At 72.2% G+C, this 26,773-nt stretch carries 24 protein-coding genes, 4 tRNA genes and 1 pseudogene; 16 read left to right on the top strand and 13 right to left on the bottom strand.

What is annotated here, in order from left to right:
* The 8 genes and pseudogenes from ACIF6L_RS33070 to ACIF6L_RS33035 form a co-directional block, all read right to left on the bottom strand.
* Positions 1–146: pseudogene (locus ACIF6L_RS33070) on the bottom strand (ATP-binding protein); the annotation flags it as partial.
* Positions 127–825 carry a DUF742 domain-containing protein gene (locus ACIF6L_RS33065; protein WP_329489723.1) on the bottom strand — a complete coding sequence of 233 codons (699 nt, stop codon included), beginning with the start codon at positions 823–825 and terminating at the stop codon, positions 127–129. The gene ACIF6L_RS33065 and the pseudogene ACIF6L_RS33070, both read right to left, overlap by 20 nt.
* Before the next feature lie 160 nt (positions 826–985).
* On the bottom strand, positions 986–1,399 hold the full coding sequence (locus ACIF6L_RS33060; RefSeq protein WP_030057391.1) for a roadblock/LC7 domain-containing protein: 414 nt from the start codon (positions 1,397–1,399) through the stop codon (positions 986–988).
* Positions 1,400–1,409: 10 nt separating this feature from the next.
* The gene (locus tag ACIF6L_RS33055; protein ID WP_396491937.1) at positions 1,410–4,874 is read right to left on the bottom strand and encodes a nitrate- and nitrite sensing domain-containing protein; all 3,465 of its coding nucleotides are present in this window, start codon (positions 4,872–4,874) and stop codon (positions 1,410–1,412) included.
* Positions 4,875–5,275: 401 nt separating this feature from the next.
* Positions 5,276–5,854: an ATP/GTP-binding protein gene (locus tag ACIF6L_RS33050; RefSeq protein ID WP_329489725.1), complete on the bottom strand. Its 579-nt coding sequence runs from the start codon at positions 5,852–5,854 to the stop codon at positions 5,276–5,278.
* Positions 5,835–6,260 (bottom strand): DUF742 domain-containing protein, encoded by a 426-nt coding sequence (locus ACIF6L_RS33045; RefSeq protein ID WP_329489726.1) that lies wholly within the window; start codon positions 6,258–6,260, stop codon positions 5,835–5,837. The genes ACIF6L_RS33050 and ACIF6L_RS33045 overlap by 20 nt, the downstream gene beginning before the upstream one ends.
* A gap of 161 nt (positions 6,261–6,421) precedes the next feature.
* Positions 6,422–6,835 (bottom strand): roadblock/LC7 domain-containing protein, encoded by a 414-nt coding sequence (locus ACIF6L_RS33040; protein WP_030057391.1) that lies wholly within the window; start codon positions 6,833–6,835, stop codon positions 6,422–6,424.
* A gap of 10 nt (positions 6,836–6,845) precedes the next feature.
* Complete coding sequence (locus ACIF6L_RS33035; RefSeq protein WP_396491269.1) at positions 6,846–10,586, bottom strand: nitrate- and nitrite sensing domain-containing protein; 3,741 nt, start codon at positions 10,584–10,586, stop codon at positions 6,846–6,848.
* A gap of 628 nt (positions 10,587–11,214) precedes the next feature.
* On the opposite strand from ACIF6L_RS33035, the gene ACIF6L_RS33030 reads away from it, so the two are divergent.
* The 7 genes from ACIF6L_RS33030 to ACIF6L_RS33000 all read left to right on the top strand — a co-directional run bounded on the left by ACIF6L_RS33030 (position 11,215) and on the right by ACIF6L_RS33000 (position 14,587).
* A complete protein-coding gene (locus ACIF6L_RS33030; RefSeq protein ID WP_329489728.1) occupies positions 11,215–11,436 on the top strand; it encodes a hypothetical protein in 222 nt (73 codons plus the stop codon).
* 218 nt (positions 11,437–11,654) lie between these two features.
* Positions 11,655–12,455, top strand: coding sequence for a fumarylacetoacetate hydrolase family protein (locus tag ACIF6L_RS33025; RefSeq protein ID WP_329489729.1), 801 nt, complete (start codon positions 11,655–11,657; stop codon positions 12,453–12,455).
* Entirely contained in the window at positions 12,448–13,947 is a 1,500-nt protein-coding gene (gltX, locus tag ACIF6L_RS33020) for a glutamate--tRNA ligase (protein ID WP_329489730.1), read from the top strand. Before ACIF6L_RS33025 ends, gltX begins: the two co-directional genes overlap by 8 nt.
* Before the next feature lie 210 nt (positions 13,948–14,157).
* Positions 14,158–14,229: transfer RNA gene (locus ACIF6L_RS33015), tRNA-Gln, on the top strand.
* 65 nt (positions 14,230–14,294) lie between these two features.
* Positions 14,295–14,367 (top strand) — tRNA-Glu (locus ACIF6L_RS33010).
* Positions 14,368–14,393: 26 nt separating this feature from the next.
* Positions 14,394–14,469: transfer RNA gene (locus ACIF6L_RS33005), tRNA-Glu, on the top strand.
* 43 nt (positions 14,470–14,512) lie between these two features.
* Positions 14,513–14,587 (top strand) — tRNA-Gln (locus ACIF6L_RS33000).
* 126 nt (positions 14,588–14,713) lie between these two features.
* On the opposite strand, the gene ndgR is transcribed toward ACIF6L_RS33000, so the two are convergent.
* Positions 14,714–15,427: an IclR family transcriptional regulator NdgR gene (gene ndgR, locus ACIF6L_RS32995; RefSeq protein ID WP_148642806.1), complete on the bottom strand. Its 714-nt coding sequence runs from the start codon at positions 15,425–15,427 to the stop codon at positions 14,714–14,716.
* Between the two features lie 230 nt (positions 15,428–15,657).
* Here ndgR and leuC point away from each other — a divergent pair, with 230 nt between their 5' ends.
* From leuC to ACIF6L_RS32975, 4 genes are all read left to right on the top strand, one after another.
* Positions 15,658–17,079 carry a 3-isopropylmalate dehydratase large subunit gene (gene leuC / locus ACIF6L_RS32990; protein WP_329489731.1) on the top strand — a complete coding sequence of 474 codons (1,422 nt, stop codon included), beginning with the start codon at positions 15,658–15,660 and terminating at the stop codon, positions 17,077–17,079.
* Between the two features lie 5 nt (positions 17,080–17,084).
* Positions 17,085–17,681, top strand: coding sequence for a 3-isopropylmalate dehydratase small subunit (gene leuD, locus ACIF6L_RS32985; protein ID WP_329489732.1), 597 nt, complete (start codon positions 17,085–17,087; stop codon positions 17,679–17,681).
* Positions 17,682–17,862: 181 nt separating this feature from the next.
* Positions 17,863–18,210: a hypothetical protein gene (locus ACIF6L_RS32980; RefSeq protein ID WP_380388343.1), complete on the top strand. Its 348-nt coding sequence runs from the start codon at positions 17,863–17,865 to the stop codon at positions 18,208–18,210.
* Positions 18,211–18,343: 133 nt separating this feature from the next.
* Positions 18,344–19,057 carry an HU family DNA-binding protein gene (locus tag ACIF6L_RS32975; protein ID WP_396491270.1) on the top strand — a complete coding sequence of 238 codons (714 nt, stop codon included), beginning with the start codon at positions 18,344–18,346 and terminating at the stop codon, positions 19,055–19,057.
* Between the two features lie 131 nt (positions 19,058–19,188).
* Here ACIF6L_RS32975 and ACIF6L_RS32970 read toward each other — a convergent pair whose 3' ends face one another.
* Positions 19,189–19,410, bottom strand: coding sequence for a hypothetical protein (locus tag ACIF6L_RS32970; protein WP_396491271.1), 222 nt, complete (start codon positions 19,408–19,410; stop codon positions 19,189–19,191).
* 100 nt (positions 19,411–19,510) lie between these two features.
* Entirely contained in the window at positions 19,511–20,242 is a 732-nt protein-coding gene (gene cofC, locus ACIF6L_RS32965) for a 2-phospho-L-lactate guanylyltransferase (protein WP_396491272.1), read from the bottom strand.
* Positions 20,243–20,460: 218 nt separating this feature from the next.
* Between cofC and ACIF6L_RS32960 the strand changes: the two genes are divergently transcribed.
* The 3 genes from ACIF6L_RS32960 (at position 20,461) to ACIF6L_RS32950 (ending at position 23,502) form a co-directional block, all read left to right on the top strand.
* Positions 20,461–21,291, top strand: coding sequence for a lysophospholipid acyltransferase family protein (locus ACIF6L_RS32960; protein ID WP_352291617.1), 831 nt, complete (start codon positions 20,461–20,463; stop codon positions 21,289–21,291).
* Complete coding sequence (locus tag ACIF6L_RS32955) at positions 21,288–22,289, top strand: NAD(P)H-dependent glycerol-3-phosphate dehydrogenase (RefSeq protein WP_329489737.1); 1,002 nt, start codon at positions 21,288–21,290, stop codon at positions 22,287–22,289. The genes ACIF6L_RS32960 and ACIF6L_RS32955 overlap by 4 nt, the downstream gene beginning before the upstream one ends.
* Positions 22,290–22,359: 70 nt before the next feature.
* Positions 22,360–23,502 carry a D-alanine--D-alanine ligase family protein gene (locus ACIF6L_RS32950; RefSeq protein WP_329489738.1) on the top strand — a complete coding sequence of 381 codons (1,143 nt, stop codon included), beginning with the start codon at positions 22,360–22,362 and terminating at the stop codon, positions 23,500–23,502.
* Between the two features lie 78 nt (positions 23,503–23,580).
* Here ACIF6L_RS32950 and ACIF6L_RS32945 read toward each other — a convergent pair whose 3' ends face one another.
* Both ACIF6L_RS32945 and ACIF6L_RS32940 read right to left on the bottom strand, forming a co-directional pair.
* Complete coding sequence (locus ACIF6L_RS32945; protein ID WP_396491273.1) at positions 23,581–24,093, bottom strand: DUF3515 domain-containing protein; 513 nt, start codon at positions 24,091–24,093, stop codon at positions 23,581–23,583.
* Between the two features lie 20 nt (positions 24,094–24,113).
* Positions 24,114–24,347: an Lrp/AsnC ligand binding domain-containing protein gene (locus tag ACIF6L_RS32940; RefSeq protein WP_329489740.1), complete on the bottom strand. Its 234-nt coding sequence runs from the start codon at positions 24,345–24,347 to the stop codon at positions 24,114–24,116.
* Positions 24,348–24,564: 217 nt separating this feature from the next.
* Here ACIF6L_RS32940 and ACIF6L_RS32935 point away from each other — a divergent pair, with 217 nt between their 5' ends.
* Complete coding sequence (locus ACIF6L_RS32935; protein WP_329489741.1) at positions 24,565–25,530, top strand: thiamine-phosphate kinase; 966 nt, start codon at positions 24,565–24,567, stop codon at positions 25,528–25,530.
* Positions 25,531–25,742: 212 nt separating this feature from the next.
* Positions 25,743–26,768 (top strand): 6-phosphofructokinase, encoded by a 1,026-nt coding sequence (locus tag ACIF6L_RS32930; RefSeq protein ID WP_329489742.1) that lies wholly within the window; start codon positions 25,743–25,745, stop codon positions 26,766–26,768.
* Positions 26,769–26,773: the final 5 nt, after the last annotated feature.

Raw genomic sequence — 26,773 nt, 5'->3', positions numbered from 1 at the left:
ATGACGGCTTCGGTGCGCAGGGGGTTGATCTCGGAGACGGCGCCGACGAGCGTGGTCTTGCCGACACCGAAGCCGCCGGCGACGACGATCTTCGCGGAGGTGGTGGCGCGGGTGGGGGCGGCCGCGTTAGAGCTTGCGAAGTCCACTGAGGACCCTTTCGAGCAGCGTGACGTCGGGCTGGTTTCCGGATTCGCCGCCGGAAGCGGGCTGGTGGATGGCGACCAGGCCGGCTTCGGCCAGGTCGGCCACGAGGATGCGGGCCACCCCCAGAGGGAGGGAGAGCAGCGCCGACACCTCGGCGACGGACTTGACCTCGGTGCACAAGGTGCAGATCCGCTGGTGCTCGGGGAGCAGGGTGGCCAGGCGCTGCGGGTCGACGTCGGCCGAGACGAGCGCCTCCAGCGCCAGCTCGTAGCGCGGTCTGGTCCGCCCGCCGGTCATCGCGAACGGCCGGATCAGCGGGCCCGAGTCGTAGTCGTCCTCGAACTCCTCGACGTACCCCGGCTCCTGGGCCGGCTCCTGGCCGGGACCGGAGTGGTGCCGGCCGGGCTGCGGGGCGGGGGCGGAGTGCCGGCCGGGGAGGTGGCCGTCCGTCCTGCCCGGGGCCGGCCAGCCGGCCGGGGGCGCGTCGTACGAGGGCTGCTGCCGGCCGTACTGGTCGTACTGCTCCTGCGGGTACGGCTGGCCGTACTGCTGCTGGCCGTACTGGCCGTACTGGCCGTGCTGCTGACCGTGGCCGGCGACGCCGGGTGCTCCGAAGGCGTCATGGCCCGTGCCAGGGTACGGAACGCCGTACTGGCCGCTGCGGTCGTCGGGCGGTGTCACGGTTCCTCTCCTCACAAGGTGCGGCGGTGCGGTGCGAGCTCCGGACGGGTCCGGAGCCGGTGGTGCGAAGGCCGTACAACGTCCGAACCCGAGCCCGCCGAAGCGGGCCCGGGACGGGCGTGGAGGTGCTTCGAATACCAGGACGGTATCCGACGAACCGTCAGTGCAGGAGACTGCCCTGGAGTTCTGCGCGGAGTGCGGGGGTGAGGACGGCGCCGGCGCGGTCGACGAGCAGTGCCATCTCGTAGCCGACGAGGCCGATGTCGGAGTCCGGGGAGGCGAGGACGGCGAGGGCGGAGCCGTCGCTGACGGCCATCAGGAAGAGGAAACCGCGCTCCATCTCGACAACGGTCTGGTTGACCTCGCCGCCCTCGAAGATCCGGCTGGCGCCGGAGGTGAGGGAGGTGAGGCCGGAGGCGACGGCGGCGAGCTGGTCGGCGCGGTCGCGGGGGAAACCTTCGGACATGCACAGCAGGAGGCCGTCCGCGGAGACCACCACCGTGTGCGACACCCCAGGGGTGTTGTCCACGAAATTGGTGATCAGCCAGTTCAGGTTCTGTGCGGCCTGGCTCATCTGACTCAACTCAACGCTCCTGGTGGTTCGAGCCGCCGAAGAGATCGGTGCTGCGGTTCTGCTGTCCGTTGCCGGACGGGTCTACCTGATCGGGGTCGATCCGGAAGCTTCCGGTGTTGCCGGCGCTGCGGCCCTGCTCCACGCCGCGGCGCAGGTTGGTGAGCCGGCCGCGGACCTCCTCGGGGCTGCGGGAGACCTGCGGCCCGTCCTGCGGAGTGGGCTTGGCGTTGCCGGCCACCAGGTTCTGCTTGGGCACCCGCCGGGGCAGGCCGGACGAGGTGGTCCCGCCGGAGGCGGGCTCGCGCAGCTGCTCGGCACGCTGCCAGGCGCCGTCGTTGGGCGACTGCCAGGCGGCGCTGGTCGGGCCGGTCGGTCCGGTGGGACCGTAACCGCCCAGCGCGGACACCTCGTGTCCGCGCGGTTCGGCGGGCGCCGAGGTGTCCTTGGCGCCGGCGAACCAGTTCGGGGTCTCGCCGGTGTCCTGGCCGCCGCCCTGCTGCGGCGCGGCGGCGGGGCCACCGCCGGCCAGCTGCTGGCCGGGGCGGCGCTGCGGCAGCCCGGACGGCAGGGTGGCGGCGGGCTGGGCGGCCGGCAGGGCCGGCGGCTCCGGGGTGTACGGGTGGCCGGCCGGGGCCTCCTCGGCCCCGTACTGCTCGTCGGCGTAGCCGTCGTAGCCCGGGTACTGGCCGTACTGGTCGTCCTGGCCCTGGTTCTGGCCCTGGTCCTGACCGTACTGGTCGTCGCCGTAACCCTGCTGGGGGAACCGGCCGTAGGCGTCCTGGCCGTAGTCGTTCTGCCCGTACTCGGTCCCGGCGTAGCCGTCCTGGGCGTACCCGTCCTGGGTGTAGCCGCCCTGGTCGTAGCCGTACTGCTGGTCGGCGTAGCCGGACTGGTCGTAGCCCTGCTGGGGGTACTGGCCGTCCTGGCCGTAGCCCTCGTCGTTGCGCCGGCCGTACGCCGGGTACTCCTCCTCGACCTCGGCGTCGAGCACCTGCCGCTCCTCCGGCCCGAGCGGGCCGGACTCCAGGGCCGCGCGGCGGACCTGGTCGAGCCGCTGCGAGCGCTGGACGGCCTCCAGGGCCGGGCTGAAGCCGCTGGACCCGGCGCTGCCGTTGCCGGTGAGGTGGTCGTCGAAGCCCAGCTCGGCGGCGCTGCGCGGCTGGTTCTGCTGGACCTCGGCGGCCCAGTCGGCCGCGGACGGCTCCTGCTCGGCGAAGATCCGGGAGACGGTGAACTGCTCCTCCGGCTCCGGGGCGGCGCCCATCTGGGTCAGGAACGGCGGGAGCATGACCAGCGAGGTGGTGCCCGCGGACTCGCCCGAGGGGCGGAGCTGGACACGGACGTCGTGCCGCTGGGAGAGCCGGCCGACCACGAAGAGGCCCATGCGGCGGGAGATGGTGGCGTCGACGGTGGGCGGCTCGGCCAGCTTCTCGTTGATCTCGGCGAAGTCCTCGGCGGTGAGGCCGATGCCCTTGTCGTGGATCTCGACCAGCACCCGGCCGTCCGGCAGGCGGGTGGCGTTGACCAGCACCCGGGTCTGCGGGCTGGAGAACGAGGTGGCGTTCTCCAGCAGCTCGGCGAGCAGGTGGACGAGGTCGGTCACGGCGGCGCCGACGACCTCGGCCTCGGGGATGCCGGAGAGCTCGACGCGCTCGTACTGCTCCACCTCGGACGCGGCGGCGCGGAGCACGTCGACCAGCGGGACCGGGGTGTTCCAGCGGCGGCCGGCCTCCTCGCCCGCGAGGACGAGCAGGTTCTCACCGTTGCGGCGCATACGGGTGGCGAGGTGGTCCAGCTTGAAGAGGTTCTCCAGCTGGTCCGGGTCGGCCTCGTTGTTCTCCAGGTCGGTGATCAGCGCCAGCTGGCGCTGGATCAGGCTCTGGCTGCGGCGCGACAGGTTGGTGAAGATCGCGTTGACGTTGCCTCGCAGCAGGGCCTGCTCGGCGGCGAGCGCGACCGCCTGCCGGTGGACCTGGTCGAAGGCCCGGGCGACCTCGCCGATCTCGTCCTTGCCGTGCAGCGGGATCTGGCTGACCGAGGTGTCCACCCGGTCCGGGTCGGTCTTGGAGAGCCGCTCGACGAGGTCCGGCAGGCGGTGGTCGGCGATCTCCAGGGCGGCGTTGCGCAGGGTGCGCATGCCCAGGATCATCGAGCGGGCCACGTAGCCGGTGAGGACACCGGCGAGGACCAGCGCGGCGAGCACGATCGCCGAGTTGAGGATGGCGTCGTAGAGCGCGTTGTCCCGCAGGTCGGCGGCGTCGTTGAGGACGTCGTCCAGCAGTGCGACCTCGGTGGCGCGCAGGCTGGCGATGTGGGTGTTGGAGGCCTGCTCCCAGTTCTCCTTGGTCAGACCGGCGTCCTTGGCCTCCTTGTAGGCGGCGTCGGCGGCGGCCTTGCCCTTGGACTGGCCCTCGGCGGCGGCCTGCGTGTAGGCGGCGCCGAGGCCCAGCAGGCCCGTCATGGTCGGCACGCTGCCGTTCGGCATCCGGTACGCGGCGCGCTGGTCGGCGGCGGCCTGGGCGACCTGGGCGTCGGCGTAGCGCTGGGCGTCCTCGGGGGCGCTGCCGGTGTTGAACTCGGAGAGCGAGACCTGCTCCAGCTTCTGGGAGACCAGGAGCTGCTGGATCAGGTCGGTGTTCTCGTACCGGGTGGTGGACTGGGCCGAGATGCCGACCAGCAGGTGGAGCATCAGCGCGCGCTGGGTCGAGGCCGAGGCCTTGGCCAGCGACATGGCGTAGATCGCGCGGCCCTTGCTGGTGATGTTGCTGCTGCCGAGGCCGACCGAGTTGTCGTAGGCCAGCAGCGGCGCGATCATCGTCGAGTACGCGGACTGGGTCGCGGTGGCGAACAGCTCGGGCTTGTAGGCGACGTCGCGCAGGTGCGGGAGGAACAGCACCATGCTCTGGAAGGCCGCGTGCCGGTGGGGCAGTTCGGCGGACTTGTCGCTGGCGTCGTAGGCCGCGTTGTACGCCTTGAGCGCGGTGTCTGTGGTGGCGCGGGTCTTCGGGACGTCGCCGTTCGGGTCCTGGCCGGTCAGCAGGGGGCTGAGCGACTTGTCGCGCTCGTTCTCCAGCGCCTCGGCGAGTTCGGTGGCCGCCTTGGCGAGGCGGGCGGTCTTCTCGGCGCGGGAGGCCTTGACGTAGCCGTCGACCGAGGTGTTGACGCGCAGGCCGCCGAAGATCAGGCCGATGATGACCGGGATCAACAGGATGGCTATCAGACGGGCCGGCACACGCCAGTTCCGCGGCCGGAGGAAGTCGTACCGACCACCCTTGCCGCCGCTGCCTCCGTCGTCCGCCGAGCCACCGCTGCGGCGCTCCGTGGAGGCGGCCGGCGGCTTCGGGGAGGGGGCCGGGGGTCGCTCCTCGACCGGCGTGAACGCGGAGAATCCGGCCGGGTCCGTTGCGGTACCGTTCGGCTCGCTCTGGCGGGGCTCGGAGCGCCGCTGCGGGGCGACCTGCTGCTTACGCCTCACTCGACAACAACCTCTCGGCCGATTGGCGGCCATGGATCAATCCAGCGCTACCCCTGGCAGCGGCCCGCTGGTGGTGGGACTGCCGAAATGGATTTAGGGGTAGCTGGAATTTCAGCACGTGCAGGGATGGGGGACAAACAGGTGTCGATGGCGGCCTGCTGTGGAGCAATCCGGACATTAGCCGACATCGAGGGGCAAAACCGTGGTCTTCTGGCGCTGAGCGATGCTAATTCGCTACGCATGGTCACTGTTGATCACAAAATGCCTACCGAACTGTTATCCGCTGCTTATGTAGGGGTCTTGCGCGGGCCGCTGCGGCGACACCCGCGCCCTAGCCGCAGCTGCCCCGGTGCCCGACCGTGACGGCGGGGCACCGGGGCGTGCGACCTGCGGGTTCCCGCTCAGCGCAGGCGGGCGAGGAGGGCGTGTTCGACGAGGGTGATGAGGGCGCTCTTGGCGCTGTCGCGTCGTCGGGCGTCGAGGGTGATGACGGGGGTGTCGGGGCCGAGTTGGAGTGCTTCGCGGACTTCGTCGCCGGTGTGGGGCTGGTGTCCGTCGAAGCCGTTGAGGGCGACGACGAAGGGGAGTCCGCTGTTCTCGAAGTAGTCGAGGGCGGGGAAGCAGTCGGCGAGGCGGCGGGTGTCGACGAGGACGACGGCTCCGATGGCGCCTCGGACGAGGTCGTCCCACATGAACCAGAAGCGGTCCTGTCCGGGGGTGCCGAAGAGGTAGAGGATGAGGTCTTCGTCGAGGGTGATGCGGCCGAAGTCCATGGCGACGGTGGTGGTCGTCTTGCCGGAGACGTGGCTGAGGTCGTCGATGCCGGCGGACGCGGAGGTCATGACGGCTTCGGTGCGCAGGGGGTTGATCTCGGAGACGGCGCCGACGAGCGTGGTCTTGCCGACACCGAAGCCGCCGGCGACGACGATCTTCGCCGAGGTCGTGGCGCGGGTGGCTCCGTTAGAGCTTGCGAAGTCCACTGAGGACCCTTTCGAGCAGCGTGACGTCGGGCGTTCCGCCCGACTCGCCCGCGGCGGCGGGCTGGTGGATGGCGACGAGACCGGCCTCGGCAAGGTCGGCGACGAGGATGCGGGCGACACCGAGCGGCACGCCGGCGAGTGCGGAGATCTCCGCGATGGACTTGACCTCACGGCAGAGGTTCACGATCCGGGCGTGCTCGGGCAGCAGGCCGCCGGTCCGCTCGGCGGAGCTGGTGGTCGAGATCAGCGCCTCGATCGCGAGCTGGTACCGGGGCCGGGTGCGGCCTCCGGTCATCGCGTACGGGCGGACCAGCGGCTGCTGCTCGTAGCCGTCGGACTGCTGCCCGCCGTAGCCGCTGCCGTACCCGCTGCCGTACGAGCCGGCGGGTGTCGAAGGCGGGGTCATGGGTCCTCCTTGTGCTGCAGCCTTGGGCAGCCGGTTCCAGCTGGGGCGATGCCAGCTGAGGCGAAATCAGCTGCCTGAGGGTAGCTGAGGGTGAGGCGCCGGGCCTGGTCGGGTCAGGCCCGGCGGGGAGGTGGGACGGGTGAGGTCGCCGCTCAGGGCACTCAGTGCAGGAGACTGCCCTGGAGTTCTGCGCGGAGTGCGGGGGTGAGGACGGCGCCGGCGCGGTCGACGAGCAGTGCCATCTCGTAGCCGACGAGGCCGATGTCGGAGTCCGGGGAGGCGAGGACGGCGAGGGCGGAGCCGTCGCTGACGGCCATCAGGAAGAGGAAACCGCGCTCCATCTCGACAACGGTCTGGTTGACCTCGCCGCCCTCGAAGATCCGGCTGGCGCCGGAGGTGAGGGAGGTGAGGCCGGAGGCGACGGCGGCGAGCTGGTCGGCGCGGTCGCGGGGGAAACCTTCGGACATGCACAGCAGGAGGCCGTCCGCGGAGACCACCACCGTGTGCGACACCCCGGGGGTGTTGTCCACGAAATTGGTGATCAGCCAGTTCAGGTTCTGTGCGGCCTGGCTCATCTGGTTCAACTCAACGCTCCTGGTGATCTGCGCCGTTGCCGTCGGTGCGGCCCCCGAAGCTATCGAATCCGGACTGCTGGGCACCATGCTGCGGACCCGCCTGGTTGCCCTGGCCCGGGCCCTGGCCGGCCGCCTGCTCGGCGCCGACCCGGCGGCCCTGCTGGATGCCGCGGCGCAGGTTGGTGAGCCGGCCGCGGACCTCCTCGGGCGCACGGGACACCTGGGGGCCGGTCAGCGGGGACGCCTCGGCGGTACCGGAGACCAGGTTGGCCTGCGGGGTCCGCCGGGGGAGACCGGACATGGTGACGCCACTGGTCGAGGGCTCCCGGACCTGCTCGGCCCGGCGCCAGCGCTCGTCGTTCGCGGACGGGCGCCACGGCGCGTCACCAGGCCCGCCCGGCCCGCCCTGCCCACCCTGCGGGGCCTGCTGCGGCTGGCCCTGCTGAGGGGCCTGCTGCTGAGCCTGGTGGGGAGCCTGCTGGGCGTGCTGGTGCTGCTGCGGGGCCTGCTGGTGCTGGCCCTGCTGCTGGACGCCGGGCGCACTGGTCCCGGGCCGACGCGGCTGGTACTGACCCGCCCGCGCCGCCTCGGCCTGCTCGGCCGACTCGAAGATCGGCGCACCGCCCTGCGGGCCGCCGTCGGACGGACCGGTCGGCAGCGCCATCGGCTCCTGGCGGACCGGCTCGGGGCGGACCGGCTCCGGACGCGCCGGGTTCGGCAGCACCGGCTCGACCAGACCGAGGCCGAGCGGGTCACGCGGGTCGATCTCGCTCGCCTCGAAGCGCGGCCGGGCGAACTGCGCGGTGCTCTCCATCGACGAGGGCTCGGCCGCGGGGAGCGGCTGGGCCTGCTGCGGCGGGAACTGCTGCTGCTGCCGCTCGCGCTGCGGTGCGTCCGGGCCGGGGCGCTGCGGACGGCGCGGACCCTGCGGGCCCTGGCCGCCGGGGCCGCCCTGGCCCTGCGGTGCCTGACCCTGCGGTGCCTGGCCCGGCTGGCGGCGCTGCGGCAGACCCTCCTGCGGGCGGTTGCCCGGGCGGGCGCCCTGCGGCGCGCCCGGACGGCCCGACTGGTCGGCCCAGCCGTGCTGCGGCTGCTCGCCGGTCCGGGGGCCCGGACCGCCGGCGAAGTCCCCGCCGGGGCGCGGCCGCTCCTGGCCGGGGCGCCGGCCCTGGCCGGGCTGACCCGGGCCCTGGCCCTGCTGGCCCTGGCCCGGCTGACCCGGACCGGGCTGGCCCTGGCCGGGCTGCTGCTGGCCGCGGCGCGGCAGCGCACCGGGACCGCCCTGCGGCGGAGCCTGCCGGCCCGCACCGCGCTGCGGCAGACCGCCCTGCGGGTTCTGGCGGGCCTGCGGGACCTGCTGCTGGCCCTGCGGGGCCTGCTGACCCTGGGGGGCCTGCTGGCCCTGCGGCTGGCCCTGGAGCGACTGGCCGACCTGTCGGGTCGGCAGCGCGCCGCCGGCCCGTCCACCGGGGCCGCCCTGGCCGCCCGGAGCACCGGGACCGCCCTGGCCGAGCTGCGGACGGCCCTGCGGGGCACCGCCCGCCGGACCCTGGCCGAGCGCGGCCGGGCCGCCGTTCGGGCCGCCAGCCGGACCGCCGGGCACCTGGCGCTGCTGGCGCGGCGTCGGGGCGACCCCGCGCTGCTGCTTGGCCTGCGCCGAACCGGGGCGGGCCGGAGCCCGGCGGTCGGCGGAGTTGGTGACGTCCACCGGGAGCATGACCAGCGCGGTGGTGCCGCCGGAGTCGCTGGGGCGCAGCTGGATGCGGATGCCGTGTCGCAGGGACAGGCGGCCGACCACGAAGAGGCCCATCCGGCGGGAGACGGAGACGTCCACCGTCGGCGGGTTCGCCAGGCGCTCGTTGATGTCGGCGAGGTCGTCGGGGCTGAGGCCGATGCCGGTGTCGTGGATCTCGACCAGCACCCGGCCGTCCGGCAGGGCGTGGCCGGTCACCCGGACGCGGGTCTGCGGGCTGGAGAACGAGGTGGCGTTCTCCAGCAGCTCGGCGAGCAGGTGGACGAGGTCGTTGACGACGCGGCCGGCGACCTCGGCCGACGGCACGGTGGCCAGCTCGATGCGCTCGTACTGCTCCACCTCGGAGGCGGCGGCGCGGAGCACGTCGACCAGCGGGACGGGGCGGGTCCAGCGGCGGCCCGGGTCCTCGCCCGCGAGGACGAGCAGGTTCTCGCCGTTGCGGCGCATACGGGTCGCGAGGTGGTCCAGCTTGAAGAGGTTGGCCAGCTGGTCCGGGTCCGCCTCGCGGCTCTCCAGCTCGGAGATGAGCGACAGCTGGCGCTGGATGAGGCCCTGGCTGCGGCGCGAGAGGTTGGTGAACATCGCGTTGATGTTGCCGCGCAGGAGGGCCTGCTCGGCGGCGAGGCGGACGGCCTCGCTGTGCACCATGTCGAAGGCGTGGGCCACGTGGCCGATCTCGTCCGCGGAGTCGATGCCGACCGGTTCGACGGTGACGTCGACGTCGTGCGGGTCGCTCTCGGACAGCGTCTTGACCAGCTCGGGCAGTCGCCGCTCGGCGACGTCCTCGGCCGCGGACTGCAGTCGCGTCAGCGAGCGCACCATCGAGCGGGCGATCAGACCGGCGCCACCGAGGGCGACCAGCAGCACCAGCGCGACGGCGGCACCGATGATCAGGGCCTCGGTGTCGGCGGCGGACTGCAGCTCCTGGGCCTTGCCGTCGAGGTCCTCGATCAGCTTCGACTCGATCCGCCGCTCGGCGGTGATCTTGGCGGTGGCCTGCTCGTACCAGTCCTTGAAGCTGACCGGCTCGGTCTGGTGGATACCGCTCTGCTGGAGCACCGAGCGCGCGTACCGGTCGGCGGCGGCGACCACCGAGTTGTAGCTGAGCTGGCCGCGCAGGTTGTCCAGGTCGTGCGAGGTGTAGATGTTGTTGAAGCTGGTGAGCGCGTTGTCGTAGGAGGCGCGCAGCCGGATACCGAAGGACTCGTCGCTCAGGCTGAGGTCGGGGGCCTTGGGGTTGGCGAGCGCGGCGCTGATCAGGGCGCGCTGCTGCGAGGTGGCGTTCTTGGCCAGCGAGAACTGCTGGAGGGCGCGGGTGGCGCGGACCAGGTCGCGGTTGTTGGACGCGAGCGCGATGTCCTGGGTGATCGACAGCAGGTCTCGGATGATCACGTCGTAGGCCGTGATCGTCGACTGGATGTTCTGGTTGTTCTGGTACGGGGTGTTGCGCGCGTCCGAGATCGAGTTCAGGTCCTTGCGGATCTGGAACAGCAGCGCCTTGCCGCCGGAGAGCTCCAGGTTCTCGAACTTGTCCGAGGACGCGGTGAAGGTCCGGCTCAGGTCGTCGGTGATCTTGCGGGCGTTGACGATGTCGTCGTCGAGCGGGGCGTTCGGCTCGTGGGTGATCGGCCCGGCGCTGATGTCCCGCTCGGTCTGCAGGGCGTCGGCGAGGTTGGTCGCCTTCTTCGCCAGGTCCGAGAGGTTGGCCATCTGGGCGAGCTGCTGCGAGGCCTCGAGAGAGGTCTGGATGCGCAGCCCACCGAGCACGAGGGCGACCAGCACCGGGAGCGCGAGCAGCGCGATGAGGCGGGTACGGATCCGCCAGTTGCGCATCGCCAGCCGGCTCATGCCCTTGGCCCGTCGGCGGGTCAGCGTCTTGCGGAGCTTGCCCCGGGCCGATTTCCGGTCCTGTTCGGCGTCGTCCTCCGGGCGGCCGACCGCCTCGGGTGCCGGCTCGACGGGGCCGCCGGGCACCGCCGCCTGCTGGGGTGGTGCCACGGGCTCACGCGACTCCGGGTCACCCGCGGCGCCGCTACCCCTTTTGAAACGTCCCTGCACTGGCGTCGCAACCTCTGGACCGGGCGTCCCGCCGCGTCGCCGCAGCCTGGACGGTGTGGAGTTTCCATCCGCACCCCGGCCGGTCCGGGAGAGCGGGCACCGGGGTGGACTACTCCCTACCCACGGTCCGTGGCATTCCAGCACAGCCGGGGAATCCCAACAAGGGCCGCCAGGGCGAGTGGGGCCACACTACCGACCGCGCGCGCGATTTCACTGACTGTGCGGTAACCGGACCGGAATACCGCCTTTTTCGGACACTTGCCGGATACATGCCAACCGGACCCGAGATCAACGGGAGGTGCAGAGGTTCCCGATTGCCCGATATGCGGGGTTTTGTCGGCGAAACTTGATGAAGCGATATGTCGGATATCGGAGAATTGCTCTTCAATTTGTGAGCAAAATCACAGCACAATGTGTAGCTTTGGTCACGGCGGCTGTGGAAAGAGATCCGTAACCTTGCTGTCTCCGGCGCACGGCCTCGATCAGCCTGCCCAGAATCTCCCCGAACCACTCAGGCCGGTGTCGCGCCACGTCGACGCGCCGGTCGCGACCCCGAGGTGCTGACGAGATGTCCCAGGCGAACACGGCCGCCACCAGTCCCGAGCTCTCCAGCCGTTCCACGGCGAACCCGCGCCGGACGACGCTGGCCTCGGTCGAGGACTTCAGCGGGATCCCGGGCGCCCGCCGGGCCGAGCACGTGGCGACCTACGCCACCGAGCTGCCTACCAACACGGCCAACCCGCGCCGCACCCAGCTGATGGTCGCCCCGGCGGTGGCCCCGCGGAGCTGACACCCCGCACGAACCCGGAAGGCGCCGCACTCGCGGCGCCTTTCGGTTTGTTCCCGCGAGGTCGGGCGCAACCACGCTGAACAGGGGCAAAGCGGTCGGGGGAGGCCCCACGCGATAGCCTGGTCGACGATTGAGCGGGGCCGGGCCCACACGGGCGCGGCGCCCACCAGCGCCCGGGCGCGCCCCGGGCGGCCGACGAAGCGAGGGGTAGCCCAGCCGTGCGCATTGCCAGGTTTTCCGTCCGGGAGGGGAGCCCTGCCGCCGGCACCGTCTCCTTCGGTGTGGTCGAGGGTGACCCGGCGCAGCCCGAGTCCCTCGTGGTTCACGCCCTGGCCGGCCACCCGTTCGGGCAGCCCCAACCCACCGGTGAGAGCTACCGCTTCCAGGACGTGCGGCTGCTCAGCCCGATGCTGCCGAACAAGATCGTCGCGGTCGGCCGCAACTACGCCGCCCACGCGGCGGAGCTCGGCCACGACGTCCCGGACGTCCCGCTGACCTTCTTCAAGCCGTCGACCTCGGTGATCGGCCCGACCGAGTCCATCGCGTACCCGCCGTTCTCCTCCGACGTCCACCACGAGGCCGAACTGGCCGTGGTCATCGGCCGGATGTGCCGCGAGGTCCCGCTGGACCGGGTGCCCGAGGTGATCTTCGGCTACACCTGTGCCAACGACCTCACGGCCCGCGACATCCAGCAGCGCGAGGGCCAGTGGGCCCGCGCCAAGGGCTTCGACACCGCCTGCCCGCTCGGCCCGTGGATCGAGACGGACCTCGACCCGAGCGACCTCGCCGTCACCTGCACGGTCAACGGCGAGCTCCGGCAGGCCGGCCGCACCTCCCAGATGGTCCGCTCGGTCGCCGAGCTGATCGTCCACATCTCCGAGGCCATGACGCTGCTGCCCGGCGACGTCATCCTCACCGGCACACCCGCTGGGGTGGGCCCCCTCAACGTCGGCGACGCGGTCGCCGTCTCCATCGAAGGCATCGGCACTCTCACCAACAAGGTGATCAAGCGTGGCTAACACTGACCCGAGCGTTCGGGTTCGCTTCTGTCCGTCCCCGACCGGCAACCCGCACGTGGGCCTGGTCCGCACGGCCCTCTTCAACTGGGCCTTCGCCCGCCACAACGGCGGCACGATGGTCTTCCGGATCGAGGACACCGACTCCGCCCGCGACTCCGAGGAGTCGTACCGGCAGCTGCTCGACGCCATGCGCTGGCTCGGCTTCGACTGGGACGAGGGCCCGGAGATCGGCGGCCCGCACGCGCCGTACCGGCAGTCGCAGCGGATGGACATCTACGCGGACGTGGCCCGCCGGCTGCACGAGGCCGGCCACGCCTACCACTGCTACTGCTCCACCGAGGAGCTCGACGCCCGCCGCGAGGCCGCCCGCGCGGCCGGCCGCCCGTCCGGCTACGACGGCCACTGCCGGGAGCTGACGGACGACCAGGTCGCCGTCTACAAGCTGGAGAAGCGCGAGCCGATCCTGCGGTTCCGGATGCCCGACCGCACCATCGCCTTCGACGACCTGGTGCGCGGCACGCTCAGCTTCGAGCCGGAGAACGTGCCCGACTACGGCATCGTCCGGGCCAACGGCGCACCGCTCTACACCCTGGTCAACCCGGTCGACGACGCCCTGATGGGCATCACCCACGTGCTGCGCGGCGAGGACCTGCTCTCCTCGACCCCGCGCCAGATCGCGCTGTACGCGGCGCTCGCCGAGATCGGCGTCGGCGACGGCGGCACCCCGCGCTTCGGCCACCTGCCGTACGTGATGGGCGAGGGCAACAAGAAGCTCTCGAAGCGCGACCCGCAGGCCTCGCTCAACCTGTACCGCGAGCGCGGCTTCATCCCCGAGGGCCTGCTCAACTACCTGTCGCTGCTCGGCTGGTCGCTCTCCGCGGACGACGACATCTTCTCGGTGGAGCAGCTGGTCGAGGCGTTCGACATCGCCGACGTCAACGCCAACCCGGCCCGCTTCGACCTCAAGAAGTGCGAGCACATCAACGCCGAGCACGTGCGCCGGCTGGCCCCGGAGGACTTCGTCCGCCGCCTGGTGCCGTACCTCCAGGCGCCCGGTCTGCTGCCGGCCGAGCCGACCGCCGAGCAGCTGGAGCTGCTGGCCAAGGTGGCACCGCTCACCCAGGAGCGGATGGTCGTGCTGAGCGAGATCGTCACCATGGCGGGCTTCCTCTTCGTCGACCCGGCGGACTTCACGCTCGACCCGGACGACGCCGCCAAGGTGCTCACCGCCGACGCCCGTCCGGTGCTGGAGGCGAGCATCAAGGCGTTGGAGGAGCTGGCGGACTTCTCGCCCGAGCCGATCCAGGCCGCGCTGCGCGCGGCGCTGGTGGACGGGCTGGGCATCAAGCCCAAGTTCGCCTTCACGCCGCTGCGGGTGGCCGTCACGGGCCGCCGGGTGTCCCCGCCGCTCTTCGAGTCGATGGAGCTGCTCGGGCGCCCCGAGACGCTGCGCCGGCTGACCGCCGCGCTGGCCGCCGTCCCGGCTGCCTGAGCACCGCCACCGGCGGCCGCGGGCCGGGTTCTGACCTGGCCCGCAGCCGCCCCGGCCGCGGCCTGGGCTTATCGATTTTGGACCGGGGCCGGACGTCGGGTAATGTTCTTTCTGCGCCGCCCGGGAGGGAACGGACGAGGGAGCGAAACCCCGTCGGGACCGAGCGAGGGGCGCAACGCCTGAGAAGGGCCCGCAGGGGTTCAACTCTGGTGGGGTATGGTGTAATTGGCAGCACGAGTGATTCTGGTTCATTTAGTCTAGGTTCGAGTCCTGGTACCCCAGCGCAGTACAGGCACTGTCGGCTCCATCGCAGTGCAGGCACCACCGCAGTACAAACAAAGATCCAAGCCCCCGTTGTGTAGCGGCCTAGCACGCTGCCCTCTCACGGCAGTAGCGCCGGTTCGAATCCGGTCGGGGGTACTGATCCCGCAAGGGATCGCCAGGATGCCCCCGTTGTGTAGCGGCCTAGCACGCTGCCCTCTCACGGCAGTAGCGCCGGTTCGAATCCGGTCGGGGGTACCAGAGCATTAAGCCGGTGGGCTTGCCCATCGGCTGATTGCTTTGTTGGGGTATGGTGTAATTGGCAGCACGAGTGATTCTGGTTCACTTAGTCTAGGTTCGAGTCCTGGTACCCCAGCCAGAAATGAGCAAGGCCCTGGTCCGCCAGGGCCTTTTGTGTTTTCCGCCCGCATTTCCCGGGTGATTCGGAAAAGGGCCCGCGCACCTCGGTGCGCGGGCCCTTTTCGACGTCGGCGGGCAGGGGTGGTCAGCCGCGGCGCAGGGCCTCGGTGAGCCGGTTGGCGGCCTCGATGATGGCCTGGGCGTGCAGCCGGCCCGGGTGGCGGGTCAGGCGCTCGATCGGACCGGAGACGGAGACGGCGGCCACGACCCGGTTGGAGGGGCCGCGCACGGGGGCCGAGACGGACGCCACACCCGGCTCGCGCTCGCCGATCGACTGCGCCCAGCCGCGGCGCCGGACGCCGCTCAGCGCGGTCGCGGTGAACCGGGCGCCCTGGAGGCCCCGGTGGAGCCGCTCGGGCTCCTCCCAGGCGAGCAGGACCTGGGCGGCCGAGCCGGCCTTCATCGGCAGAGTGCTGCCGACCGGGACGGTGTCCCGCAGACCGGAGAGCCGCTCGGCGGCGGCGACGCAGATCCGCATCTCGCCCTGCCGGCGGTAGAGCTGTGCGCTCTCGCCGGTGACGTCGCGCAGATGGGTCAGGACCGGGCCCGCGGTGGCGAGCAGCCGGTCCTCGCCCGCCGCGGCGGAGAGTTCGGAGAGACGGGGGCCGAGGATGAACCGGCCCTGCATGTCCCTGGTGACCAGTCGGTGATGTTCGAGTGCGACGGCGAGCCGGTGGGCCGTGGGCCGCGCCAGACCGGTGGCGGCGACCAGCCCCGCCAACGTGGCGGGGCCCGACTCCAGTGCGCTCAGCACCAGAGCGGCCTTGTCGAGAACGCCGACGCCGCTAGAGTTGTCCATGCCCTAAGACTGCAGTCTCATTCCGCGAGACGCAAGTTCAATCCGGCGAGAAAAGCGCCACTCTGGATGCAGCAGCCCGGGAGACATCCAGAATGCGGCCTCAACAGAGTGTCCGCATGGTGGACACCGATCCGGCGTGCAGGTCACGCGGCGCGCCTCACAGGGCGGCGCAGGCAGTGACCCCGATGAACACGAGAAGGCCGGCAACGCGGCCGGCTGGAGGGAATCCGATGGGACGGACACTCGCAGAGAAGGTCTGGGACGACCACGTCGTCCGGCGCGCGGAGGGCGAGCCCGACCTGCTCTTCATCGACCTGCACCTGCTCCACGAGGTCACCAGCCCGCAGGCCTTCGACGGCCTCCGGCTGGCCGGGCGCACGGTCCGCCGGACCGATCTCACGATCGCGACCGAGGACCACAACACCCCGACCCTGGACATCGACAAGCCGATCGCCGACCCGGTCTCGCGGATCCAGCTGGAGACCCTGCGCCGCAACGCCGCCGAGTTCGGCGTCCGGATCCACTCGCTGGGCGACGTCGAGCAGGGCGTCGTGCACGTGGTCGGCCCGCAGCTCGGGCTGACCCAGCCGGGCACCACCGTGGTCTGCGGCGACTCCCACACCTCCACCCACGGCGCCTTCGGCGCCCTGGCGTTCGGCATCGGCACCAGCCAGGTCGAGCACGTCCTGGCCACCCAGACCCTCCCGCTGGCGCCGTTCAGGACGATGGCGATCACCGTCGAGGGCGAGCTGCCCGAGGGCGTCACGGCCAAGGACCTGATCCTGGCGATCATCACCCGGATCGGCACCGGCGGCGGCCAGGGCTACGTCCTGGAGTACCGCGGCTCGGCCATCCGCAGCCTCTCCATGGAGGCCCGGATGACCATCTGCAACATGTCCATCGAGGCGGGCGCCCGGGCCGGGATGATCGCCCCCGACCAGACCACCTTCGACTACCTGGAGGGCCGTCCGCACGCGCCGAAGGGCGAGGACTGGGACGCCGCGGTCGAGTACTGGAAGACCCTGGGCACCGACGAGGACGCGGTCTTCGACCACGAGATCTTCATCGACGCGACCCAGCTGACCCCGTTCGTCACCTGGGGCACCAACCCGGGCCAGGGCGCGCCGCTCGGCGCCCAGGTGCCGGACCCGGCCTCCTTCGCCGACCCGCAGGAGCGGATCGCCGCCGAGAACGCCCTGAAGTACATGGGCCTGGAGGCCGGCACCCCGCTGCGCGAGGTCGCGGTGGACGCCGTCTTCGTCGGCTCCTGCACCAACGGCCGGATCGAGGACCTGCGGGCCGCCGCGGCCATCCTGGACGGCCGGACCATCGCCGAGGGCGTGCGGATGCTGGTCGTCCCCGGCTCGGTGCGGGTCGCCCTGCAGGCCGTCGAGGAGGGCCTGGACAAGGTGTTCACCGCCGCCGGCGCCGAGTGGCGCCACGCGGGCTGCTCGATGTGCCTGGGCATGAACCCCGACCAGCTGGCCCCCGGCGAGCGCTGCGCGTCCACCTCGAACCGCAACTTCGAGGGCCGTCAGGGCAAGGGCGGCCGCACCCACCTGGTGTCGCCGCAGGTCGCCGCCGCGACCGCGGTGCTCGGCCGACTGGCCGCACCCGCCGATCTCCCGTCCGACGTCGCTGTGGAGGCCTGAGCAGCATGGAGAAGTTCACCACCCACACCGGTCGCGCCGTGCCGCTGCGCCGCAGCAACGTCGACACCGACCAGATCATCCCGGCCCATTGGCTCAAGAAGGTCACTCGTTCCGGTTTCGAGGACGGCCTGTTCGAGGCCTGGCGCAAGGACGAGTCGTTCGTCCTGAACCGGCCCGAGTACCAGGGCGCGACCGTCCTGCTGGCCGGCCCCGAATTCGGCACCGGCTCCTCCCGGGAGCACGCCGTCTGGGCATTGCAGAACTACGGGTTCCACGCGGTCGTCTCGTCCCGCTTCGCCGACATCTTCCGCGGTAACTCGCTGAAGAACGGCCTGCTCACGGTCGTGCTGCCGCAGGAGACGGTGGAGCGGCTCTGGGCGCTGGTGGAGGCCGATCCGACGGCCGGGATCACCGTCGACCTGGAGGCCCGCGAGGTGCGCGCCGAGGGCGTCACGGCCCCGTTCGAGCTGGACGACAATGTCCGTTGGCGGCTGCTGAACGGGCTGGACGACATCAGCATCACCCTGCAGAACGAGCCCGACATCGCGGCCTTCGAACAGACCCGGCCCGCCTTCAAGCCGCGTACTCTGCCGGTCGCCTGAGCGGCTCGGGAGAACAAGCATTCTGACGTTCCACCGGATGGTCCGCCTCCCCTCGGGGGGGCGGACCATCCGCCGTTCCGGGCCCGGAGTTACCCCCCGGCGCCGGCCCCCGATTGCCGATTTGGCATTGCCGCAGAGGCCCCGCGCAAGCACAACTGCGGGTAGATGGCACAATCAGTACATGCACCGGCACCATGAACCTCCGTACGCGGGCGGCGAACCCGCGTCACCGGAGTCCACGGGCCGGGGATCCGAACGCCGAATTGACGATCGGCCGGACGCCGCCACCTCACCTGCTGAGGGGCCGGACGACCCGGAAGTCGCAGCGCTCTACGCGCTTGTGGCCGAGCGGTTGAAGCAAGCTCACGCCCGCGTGCATGCGCTGAACGTGTCTGCCGATGCAAAGACCGCTCTCACCCGTCAACTCCTGATCGTCACCGAGGCCGCCAAGCGCGATCTTCCGGAGGCGGCAAGGCGGTTGAGTCGCTTTGTGCATGACCTCGACGAGGGGCGCCCGCCCGTCGCCTGAGGTCGCCGACGCGCAAATCCATTGCGACACTAGGGTGATTCGCGCGTTTGGTAATTGAAAGTCCGCAGATACATACCTAACGTGCGAAATGAACGGATGGAATCATCCGGCGCCCGTTTCCGAAGGGGAAGACGTGAACAAGGCTCAGCTTGTCGAAGCGGTGGCCGAGCAGCTGGGCGGTCGCAAGGCTGCCGCAGAGGCCGTCGACGCAGTGCTCGACACCATGGTCCGCGCCGTCGTGGCCGGTGACCGGGTGTCGGTCACCGGTTTTGGCACCTTTGAGAAGGTGGAGCGCTCCGCGCGCTTCGCCCGCAACCCGCAGACCGGCGAGAAGGTCAAGGTCAAGAAGACCTCGGTGCCCCGCTTCCGTCCCGGCCAGGGCTTCAAGGACCTGGTCAGCGGCAGCAAGAAGCTGCCGAAGGAAGGCCCCTCGGTGAAGAAGGCCCCCAAGGGCTCCCTCACCCCGGGCAAGAGCGGTGTCGCCGCGACCCCGGCCGCCAAGCGCGCCGCCACCAAGCGCGCCGCCTCGGCCGCCGCCGCGGCCCCGGCCGCCACCAAGAAGGCCGCTGCCAAGAAGACGGCGACCACGGCCGCCGCCAAGAAGACCACGGCCACCCCCGCCAAGAAGGCGACCGCGACCAAGAAGACCACGGCCGCCGCCGCCAAGAAGACCACGGCCGCCGCGACCAAGAAGACCGCTGCCGCCACCAAGAAGACGGCGACCACGGCCGCCGCCAAGAAGACCACGGCCACCGCCAAGAAGGCGACCGCCACGGCCAAGAAGACGGCTCCCGCGAAGAAGACCGCCACCCGCAAGACCACCGCGCGCAAGACCAGCGCGAAGTAGTCCTCGGACGGCTCTCCAGGGCCGTGGCGCACCCCCTCCCGGAATTCCGGGTGGTCGGGCCGCCACGGCTCTTCGGTTTTCCGGGGTCAGTCCCGGCCCCGGCGCGCGGCTGTGGAGCGGCGCGGGCCCGGTCACGCCTCGGCGGGGTCCGGGAAGGTCTGCAGCGTCAGGAAGACCACCCGGCGGGCGTCGCCCGCGCCCTCGGTGCGGATCCGCACCCGCTGGCCGGCGCGCAGCAGCCGCAGGCCGCCGGCGTCGAAGGCGGCGGCGTCGAACGGCACCGGGGTCCCGTCGTCGAGCAGCACGGAGCCGGCCCGGGTGGCGGGGTCGAAAGTGAACGCGGTGGCCTGCATGGAAGCAGCATAGCGAGCAGCACCGACAGGCCTCCGGGGCAGCTCGCGGAGGCGGCCCGGTGTGGATGGGGAGTTGTTCCGCGCCCGTCCGGAGCGGGGGTCAGAGTTGCTTCCGCGCCCGTCCGGAGCGGTTCGCGGCGGGGAGCCCGAGCGCCTGCGCGAGCCGGGCCGACAGGGCGCCGGTGTGCGGGCCGACGCCGAGTGCGAGCGCCGCGCCGAGGTCGGCGCCGGTGTCCACGTCCCGGCGCACCGACTCCACGTCGTCCAGCCGCAGTTCGCGGGCGCCGCCGGCCGCGTGCCGGGCCCGGGAGCCGTCGCCGAAGGCGGGTGCGAGCGGACCGCCGGGGGAGCGGGCCAGCAGCGTGGTGCCCAACCCGGGGGCGTCGGCCAGGAAGGACCGCCCAGCCGGCCGGGCCGCGGCCAGCACCCGGGCCAGTTCGGCCGGGCGCAGGGCCGGCAGGTCGGCGGAGAGCGCGGCCAGCGGGGCGTGCGGGGCGAGCGCCAGCGCGGCCGCCGCGCCGTGCGCCAGCGCGTCGTTGAGGCCGCCGCCCGGTTCGTCGCCGACGACGACCGCGCCCAGCGCGGCCAGCCGCTCGCCGGCGGCGCCGTCCCGGGTGACCACCAGGACGCGGGACACGCCCGGGGTGGCCAGCGCGGCGGTCACGGTGTCCAGGGCGAAGGAGAGCGCCAGGTCCGCGCGGTGCGGCCCGGCGAAGGGTGCCAGCCGGGTCTTCGCCAGGGCGAGCCGCTTGAGCGGCAGCACCAGCGACCAGCCTGCGGTGGGTGCGGGGGGCGCGACGGGCCCGCTGGGGCGTACGGTGTCCTGGGTCATCGGCGTCATTGTGACGCCGGTCCCGGAACCCTCGCCAGGCCGTCCGAACTGTGCGGACGTGCGTTTGGTCACGCCCGCCCGACGTGCTGGCGGGGTTGCTCGACAGCCGCTCCGCGGTCGGGCGAGACTGTTCCGCGCCCCGACCCCGTCCGACGGGGGTCGCGGGAGGCGAGAGACTGCGGCACTCCGCGTGCCGCACCGGATGAGGAGGACCTGGGGTGGCCCGCCGCTCGTATGCCGGCTTCGGCAACGCCGATTACGGCATCTGGTACCGCTTCGCGGCCGTGCTGGTGAAGCCGGTGACGACCGCGCTGGTCAAGCCAGACTGGCGGGGCTGGGAGCACCTGCCGAAGGAGGGCGGCTTCATCGCCGCCGTCAACCACAACTCGATCATCGACCCGGTGGTCTACGCGCACTGGCAGTACAACAGCGGGCGGCCGCCGCGGATCCTCGGCAAGTCCTCGCTGTTCTCGGTCCCGTTCATCGGCTTCATGCTGCGCAAGACCGGCCAGATCCCGGTGTTCCGCGAGTCGACCGACGCCGCGCACGCGTTCCGGGCGGCCATCGACGCGGTGAACGGCGGCCAGTGCGTCCAGTTCTACCCGGAGGGCACGCTCACCCGGGACCCGGACCTGTGGCCGATGACCGGCAAGAGCGGGGTGGCCCGGGTCGCGCTGATGACCGGTGCGCCGGTGATCCCGGTGGCGCACTGGGGTGCGCACGAGATCATCCCGCCGTACGGCCGGGGCGGCTCGGGGAAGGGCCGGTTCAACCTGTTCCCGCGGCACCGGGTGACGGTGGCGGCCGGGCCGGCCGTGGACCTGAGCAAGTACCAGGGCCAGGAGCTGACCGCCCAGGTGCTCCGGGACGCGACCGAGGACATCATGCGGGCGATCACCGCCGTGCTGGCCGACATCCGCGGCGAGGAGCCGCCGGCCGAGCGCTACGACATGCGCACGGCGGCCCGGCACCGGGCGGAGGCGGCCGCCGCCGAGCGGCAGCGGGCCGCCGGCACGCGCAAGAACAGCACCGAGGAGGCCGGCAAGTGACCCGATGTGCCGTGTTCGGAACGGGTTCCTGGGGGACCGCGTTCGCGATGGTGCTGGCCGACGCGGGCTGCGAGGTCACCCTCTGGGGGCGCCGGCCGGAGCTGGTGGACGCGATCCACACCACCCACGTCAACCCCGACTACCTGCCCGGCGTCCCGCTGCCCGGGTCGGTCCGGGCCACCGTGGACCCGGCGCGGGCCCTGGCCGGCGCCGACTTCGCGGTGCTCGCGGTGCCCTCCCAGACGCTGCGCGAGAACCTCGCCGCCTGGGCCCCGCTGATCGAGCCGCAGACCGTGCTGGTGAGCCTGATGAAGGGCATCGAACTCGGCACCGCCAAGCGGATGAGCGAGGTCATCGCCGAGGTCGCGAAGGTCGGGGCGGAGCGGGTGGCCGTCGTCAGCGGCCCCAACCTGGCCCGGGAGATCGCCAACCGGCAGCCCGCCGCGAGCGTGGTGGCCTGCACCGACGAGGCGGTCGCCAAGCGGCTCCAGGCGGCCTGCCACACGCCGTACTTCCGCCCCTACACCAACACCGACGTGATCGGCTGCGAGCTGGGCGGCGCGGTGAAGAACGTGATCGGCCTGGCGGTCGGCATGGCGGACGGCATGGGCCTCGGCGACAACACCAAGGCCACGCTGATCACCCGGGGCCTGGCCGAGACGACCCGGCTGGGGCTGGCGCTCGGCGCCGACGCGTACACCTTCGCCGGGCTCGCCGGGATGGGCGACCTGGTGGCGACCTGCTCCTCGCCGCTCTCCCGCAACCACACCTTCGGCACCAACCTCGGCCGCGGGATGTCGCTGGCCGAGACCATCGCGGCCACCCGGCAGACCGCGGAGGGCGTCAAGTCCTGCGAGTCCGTGCTCGACCTGGCCCGGCGCAGCGGCGTCGACATGCCGATCGTCGAGGCCGTGGTGGACGTGGTGCACAACGGGCGCCCCACCCAGGAGGCGCTGCGGGCGCTGATGTCGCGCTCGGCCAAGGCCGAGCGGCACTGACCGCGCGACGCCGGGCGACCGGGGCGGTTGACGTCCCGGAAACGGCTCGCACGGTAGTCTCACACCCGATATGAGCATCGAACAGACCCCCCCGAATCCGTCCGCGAAGCCGCGCGTAGCGCTCGTCTTCGGTGGCCGCAGCTCCGAGCACGCCATCTCGGTGTCCACCGCGGGCAGCGTGCTCAGGGCGATCGACCGCGAGAAGTACGACGTGCTGCCCATCGGCATCACCCACGAGGGCCGCTGGGCGCTGGTCAGCGACGATCCGGCCCGGATGGCCATCACCGACGGCCGGCTGCCGGACGTCGCCCAGGTCGCCGAGGCCGTCGACGGCCAGGTCGTGCTGCCGGTCAGCCCGGACAGCCGCGAGGTGGTCTGGAGCGAGCCGGGGGCGGTGCCGAAGGCGCTCGGCGAGGTCGACGTGGTCTTCCCGCTGCTGCACGGCCCCTGGGGCGAGGACGGCACCCTCCAGGGCCTGCTGGAGCTGTCCGGAGTGCCGTACGTCGGCAACGGCGTGCTCTCCAGCGCGGTGGGCATGGACAAGGAGTTCACCAAGCGGGTGCTGGCCTCGCACGGCCTGGGCGTCGGCTCGTACACCATCGTCCGGCCGCGGGAGTGGGAGAGCGAGGCCGGCCGCGCCGCCGTCCGCGAGCGGGTCGGGGAACTCGGTCTGCCGGTGTTCGTGAAGCCCTGCCGGGCCGGCTCCAGCATCGGCATCACCAAGGTCAAGGACCTCGCCGGGCTGGACGCCGCGATCGAGGAGGCCCGTCGGCACGACCCCAAGCTGATCATCGAGGCCGGGGTGTCCGGGCGCGAGATCGAGTGCGGGGTGCTGGAGTTCGAGGACGGCCCGCGCGCCAGCGTCCCGGCCGAGGTCCTGGTCGGCGGCGACTACGAGTTCTACGACTTCGAGGCCAAGTACATCGACTCCTCCGAGGTGCGCATCCCGGCCGAACTCGGTGCGGCCGAGCTCGCCGAGATCCGCCGTCAGGCGGTCGCCGCGTTCGAGGCGCTCGGCTGCGAGGGCCTGGCCCGGGTGGACTTCTTCCTGCTGGACGACGGCAGCTGGATGATCAACGAGGTCAACACCATGCCCGGCTTCACCCCGATCTCGGCCTACCCGAAGATGTGGGAGGCCAGCGGGCTGTCGTACCCGGAGCTGATCGACCGGCTGCTCCAGGCGGCGCTGCGCCGCCCGACCGGGCTGCGCTAGCCGCCCGGGCACCCGCCGCACACCCGCGCAAGGGCGGTCCGGGAGTTCCCGGACCGCCCTTCCCGTGCTCTCCGGCCGCTACGGGATGTTGGCCTTCACCACGCCGTTCAGGGCGGAGACCGGGTCGAGCGGATTACTGAAGGCCCCGCCGGGGACGGTCACCTCGACGTACGCCCGGCGCATCGTGGTGATGAACCGGTATCCGCCGTCGTCGAGCTTCTGCGCCCACCAGGTGACGTCGTCGATGGTGGGGGAGAGGTCCTTGGCGTGCTCGCCGTTCAGCGCCTCCGGCCGGTCCACCCCGCAGCGCAGCACGGTGCGCGGCGAGCTGGCCCAGGCGGCCACGTACGGGGAGCCGGGCGACGGGTCCTTGCGGGCGTGGCCGAGCACCTCCTGGGGCAGCGCCGCGGCCAGGTCCCGGCAGTAGCCGGCGGCCCTCCCGGTCGGCTTCGGCACCTCGATCGCCGCGGGCGCGCCCCAGCTGCCGAGCAGCACCACGACGGTGCAGCTCAGCGCCAGCGGCAGGGCCAGCCACCGGACGGGGGCCGGCAGCGCGGTCAGGAAGCGGGGGACGCGGAGTTGTCGGACCACCCGCCGATGGTAGCCGGGGCCTACAGGTGGACCACCGGACAGGTGAGGGTGCGGGTGATGCCCTCCACCTGCTGGACCTTGGCCACGACCAGGCGGCCGAGGTCGTCCACCGTCTCGGCCTCGGCCCGCACGATCACGTCGTACGGTCCGGTGACGTCCTCGGCCTGGAGGACACCGGGGATCTCGGAGATGGACCGGGCCACGGCGGTGGCCTTGCCGACCTCGGTCTGGATCAGGATGTATGCCTGTACCACGGGGGGACCTCCCGGCGGCTGGGAACGGGGATCGGCGCCGTGATCGCCCGCTCGGGCGTTCGGGGGTGGGGAACGGACTCACCGGCATTCCGATCACCACGCTACCGCGCAGCGGGCCGGGGAGGGGAGACTTCTGCACCCCCGGAGGGCGTACGCTGCGCGCGGGGGAGCGGGGGGCACCAGTTCCGATTCGGATGGAAACGCGAGAGGACGGCAGATGCAGGGGACCGTGGGCGAGCTCGGCGAGTTCGGACTCATCAGGGAGCTGACGGCCCGGGTACCGCTCACCGACGCGGTCGACCTCGGTCCGGGCGACGACGCCGCGGTGGTGAAGACGCCGGACGGCCGGGTGGTCGCCACCATGGACGTGCTGATCGAGAACCGGCACTTCCGCCGGGACTGGTCGACCGCCTACGACGTGGGCCGCAAGGCCGCCGCCCAGAACCTCGCCGACGTGGCCGCGATGGGCGCGGTGCCGACGGCGATCCTGCTCGGCCTGGTCACCCCCGCCGATCTGCCGACCACCTGGGCCACCGAGCTGATGGACGGGCTGCGCGACGAGTGCCAGGTGGCCGGTGCCACGGTGGTCGGTGGCGACGTGGTGCGCGGCGACGTCATCACCCTCGCCATCACGGCGCTCGGGGATCTCCAGGGGCGCGCACCGGTGACGCGCGCCGGGGCTCAGGTGGGCGACGTGGTCGCCGTCACCGGCTGGCTCGGCTGGTCCGCCGCCGGGCTGACCGTGCTGCAGCGCGGGTTCCGCTCGCCGCGCGCCTTCGTCGAGGCGCACCGCCGGCCCGAGCCGCCGTACCACGCGGGCCCGGCCGGCGCCGAGTTGGGCGCCACCGCGATGGTCGACGTGAGCGACGGGCTGGTGGCCGACCTCGGCCACGTCGCCCGGGCCAGCGCGGTGGACATCGACCTGCGGGCCGCCGACTTCGACGTCCCGGCACAGATGGCCGACATCGGGCAGGCCGTCGGGGTGGACCCGCTGGTCTGGGTGCTCTCCGGCGGCGAGGACCACGCGATCGTGGCGACCTTCCCGCGCGGGGTCCAACTGCCCGCCCGCTGGCGGGTGGTGGGCGAGGTGACCGGCCGGGCCCGGCCGTCCCGCGGTGGCCGGGTGACGGTGGACGGCGAGCCCTGGGACCGGGTCGGCGGCTGGGACCACTTCGCGGAATGAGCGGAGCGAGCGCGGCGTCGGTCGGCGGGTGGCCGCTGGCGGCCGCGGGCCGGCGCGGGCGCGCGCATCGGCCCGGACGCGCGGGACGCCCCGGCGAGCGGCGCGCGGGCCCGCGCCGGGGGACGGCGTAGGCTTGCGCTGAACCGGATCCACCTGCTGCTCCTCGGACGCGGGTGGTCTGAACCACTGCGGAGCGGGAGAGCACAGCCACCATGCGCATCGGTGTCCTGACCAGCGGCGGAGACTGCCCCGGGCTCAACGCGGTGATCCGCTCCGTGGTGCACCGGGGAACCGATGTGCACGGTGACGAGATCGTCGGCATCGAGGACGGCTTCCTCGGCCTGATCGAGGGCCGCACCCGGCCGATCTCGCACGACGACGTCACCGGCCTGCTGACCCTCGGCGGCACCATCCTGGGCTCGGCCCGCGTGCAGCGCGACCGGATCGCCTGGGCGGTGGAGAACGCCGAGACCCTCGCCCGGGACATCGGCATCGACGCGCTGATCGCGATCGGCGGCGAGGGCACGCTGACCGCCGCCAAGATGTTCAGCGACGCCGGACTGCCGGTGGTCGGCGTGCCGAAGACCATCGACAACGACATCGACGCGACCGACGTCACCTTCGGGTTCGACACCGCAGTCCATGTCGCGACCGACGCGATCGACCGGCTGAAGACCACCGCCGAATCCCACCAGCGGGTGATGGTGGTGGAGTTGATGGGCCGGCACACCGGCTGGATCACCCTCACCGCCGGAATGGCCGGCGGCGCCCACGGCATCCTGATCCCGGAGAAGCCCTTCGACATCGAGGCGGTCGCCCGGATGGTCGAGGACCGCTTCTCCCGGGGCAAGAAGTTCGCCATCATCGCGGTGGCCGAGGGCTCGGCCCCGATGCCCGGCACGATGCGCTTCGACCACGGCGTCGTCGACCAGTTCGGCCACCGGACCTTCGGCGGGATCGGCAACCGGCTCGCCAACGAGCTGGAGAACCTGCTCGGCAAGGAGGCCCGGCCGGTCATCCTCGGCCACACCCAGCGCGGCGGCACCCCCACCGCCCGGGACCGGGTGCTCGCCACCCGGTTCGGCTGGCACGCGGTGGAGGCCGTCCACAAGGGCGCCTTCGGGCACTTCACCGCGCTGCGCGGCAACGACATCGAGCTGGTGCCGGTCGCCGAGGCGGTCACCCACCTCAAGACCGTGCCGCAGGACCGCTGGGCGGAATCCGAAGCCGTGCTCTGAGGCGG

The organism is Kitasatospora sp. NPDC086009 (genome assembly GCF_044540385.1).
GTDB lineage: Bacteria > Actinomycetota > Actinomycetes > Streptomycetales > Streptomycetaceae > Kitasatospora.
This window is presented reverse-complemented; position numbering and strand designations above follow the sequence as displayed.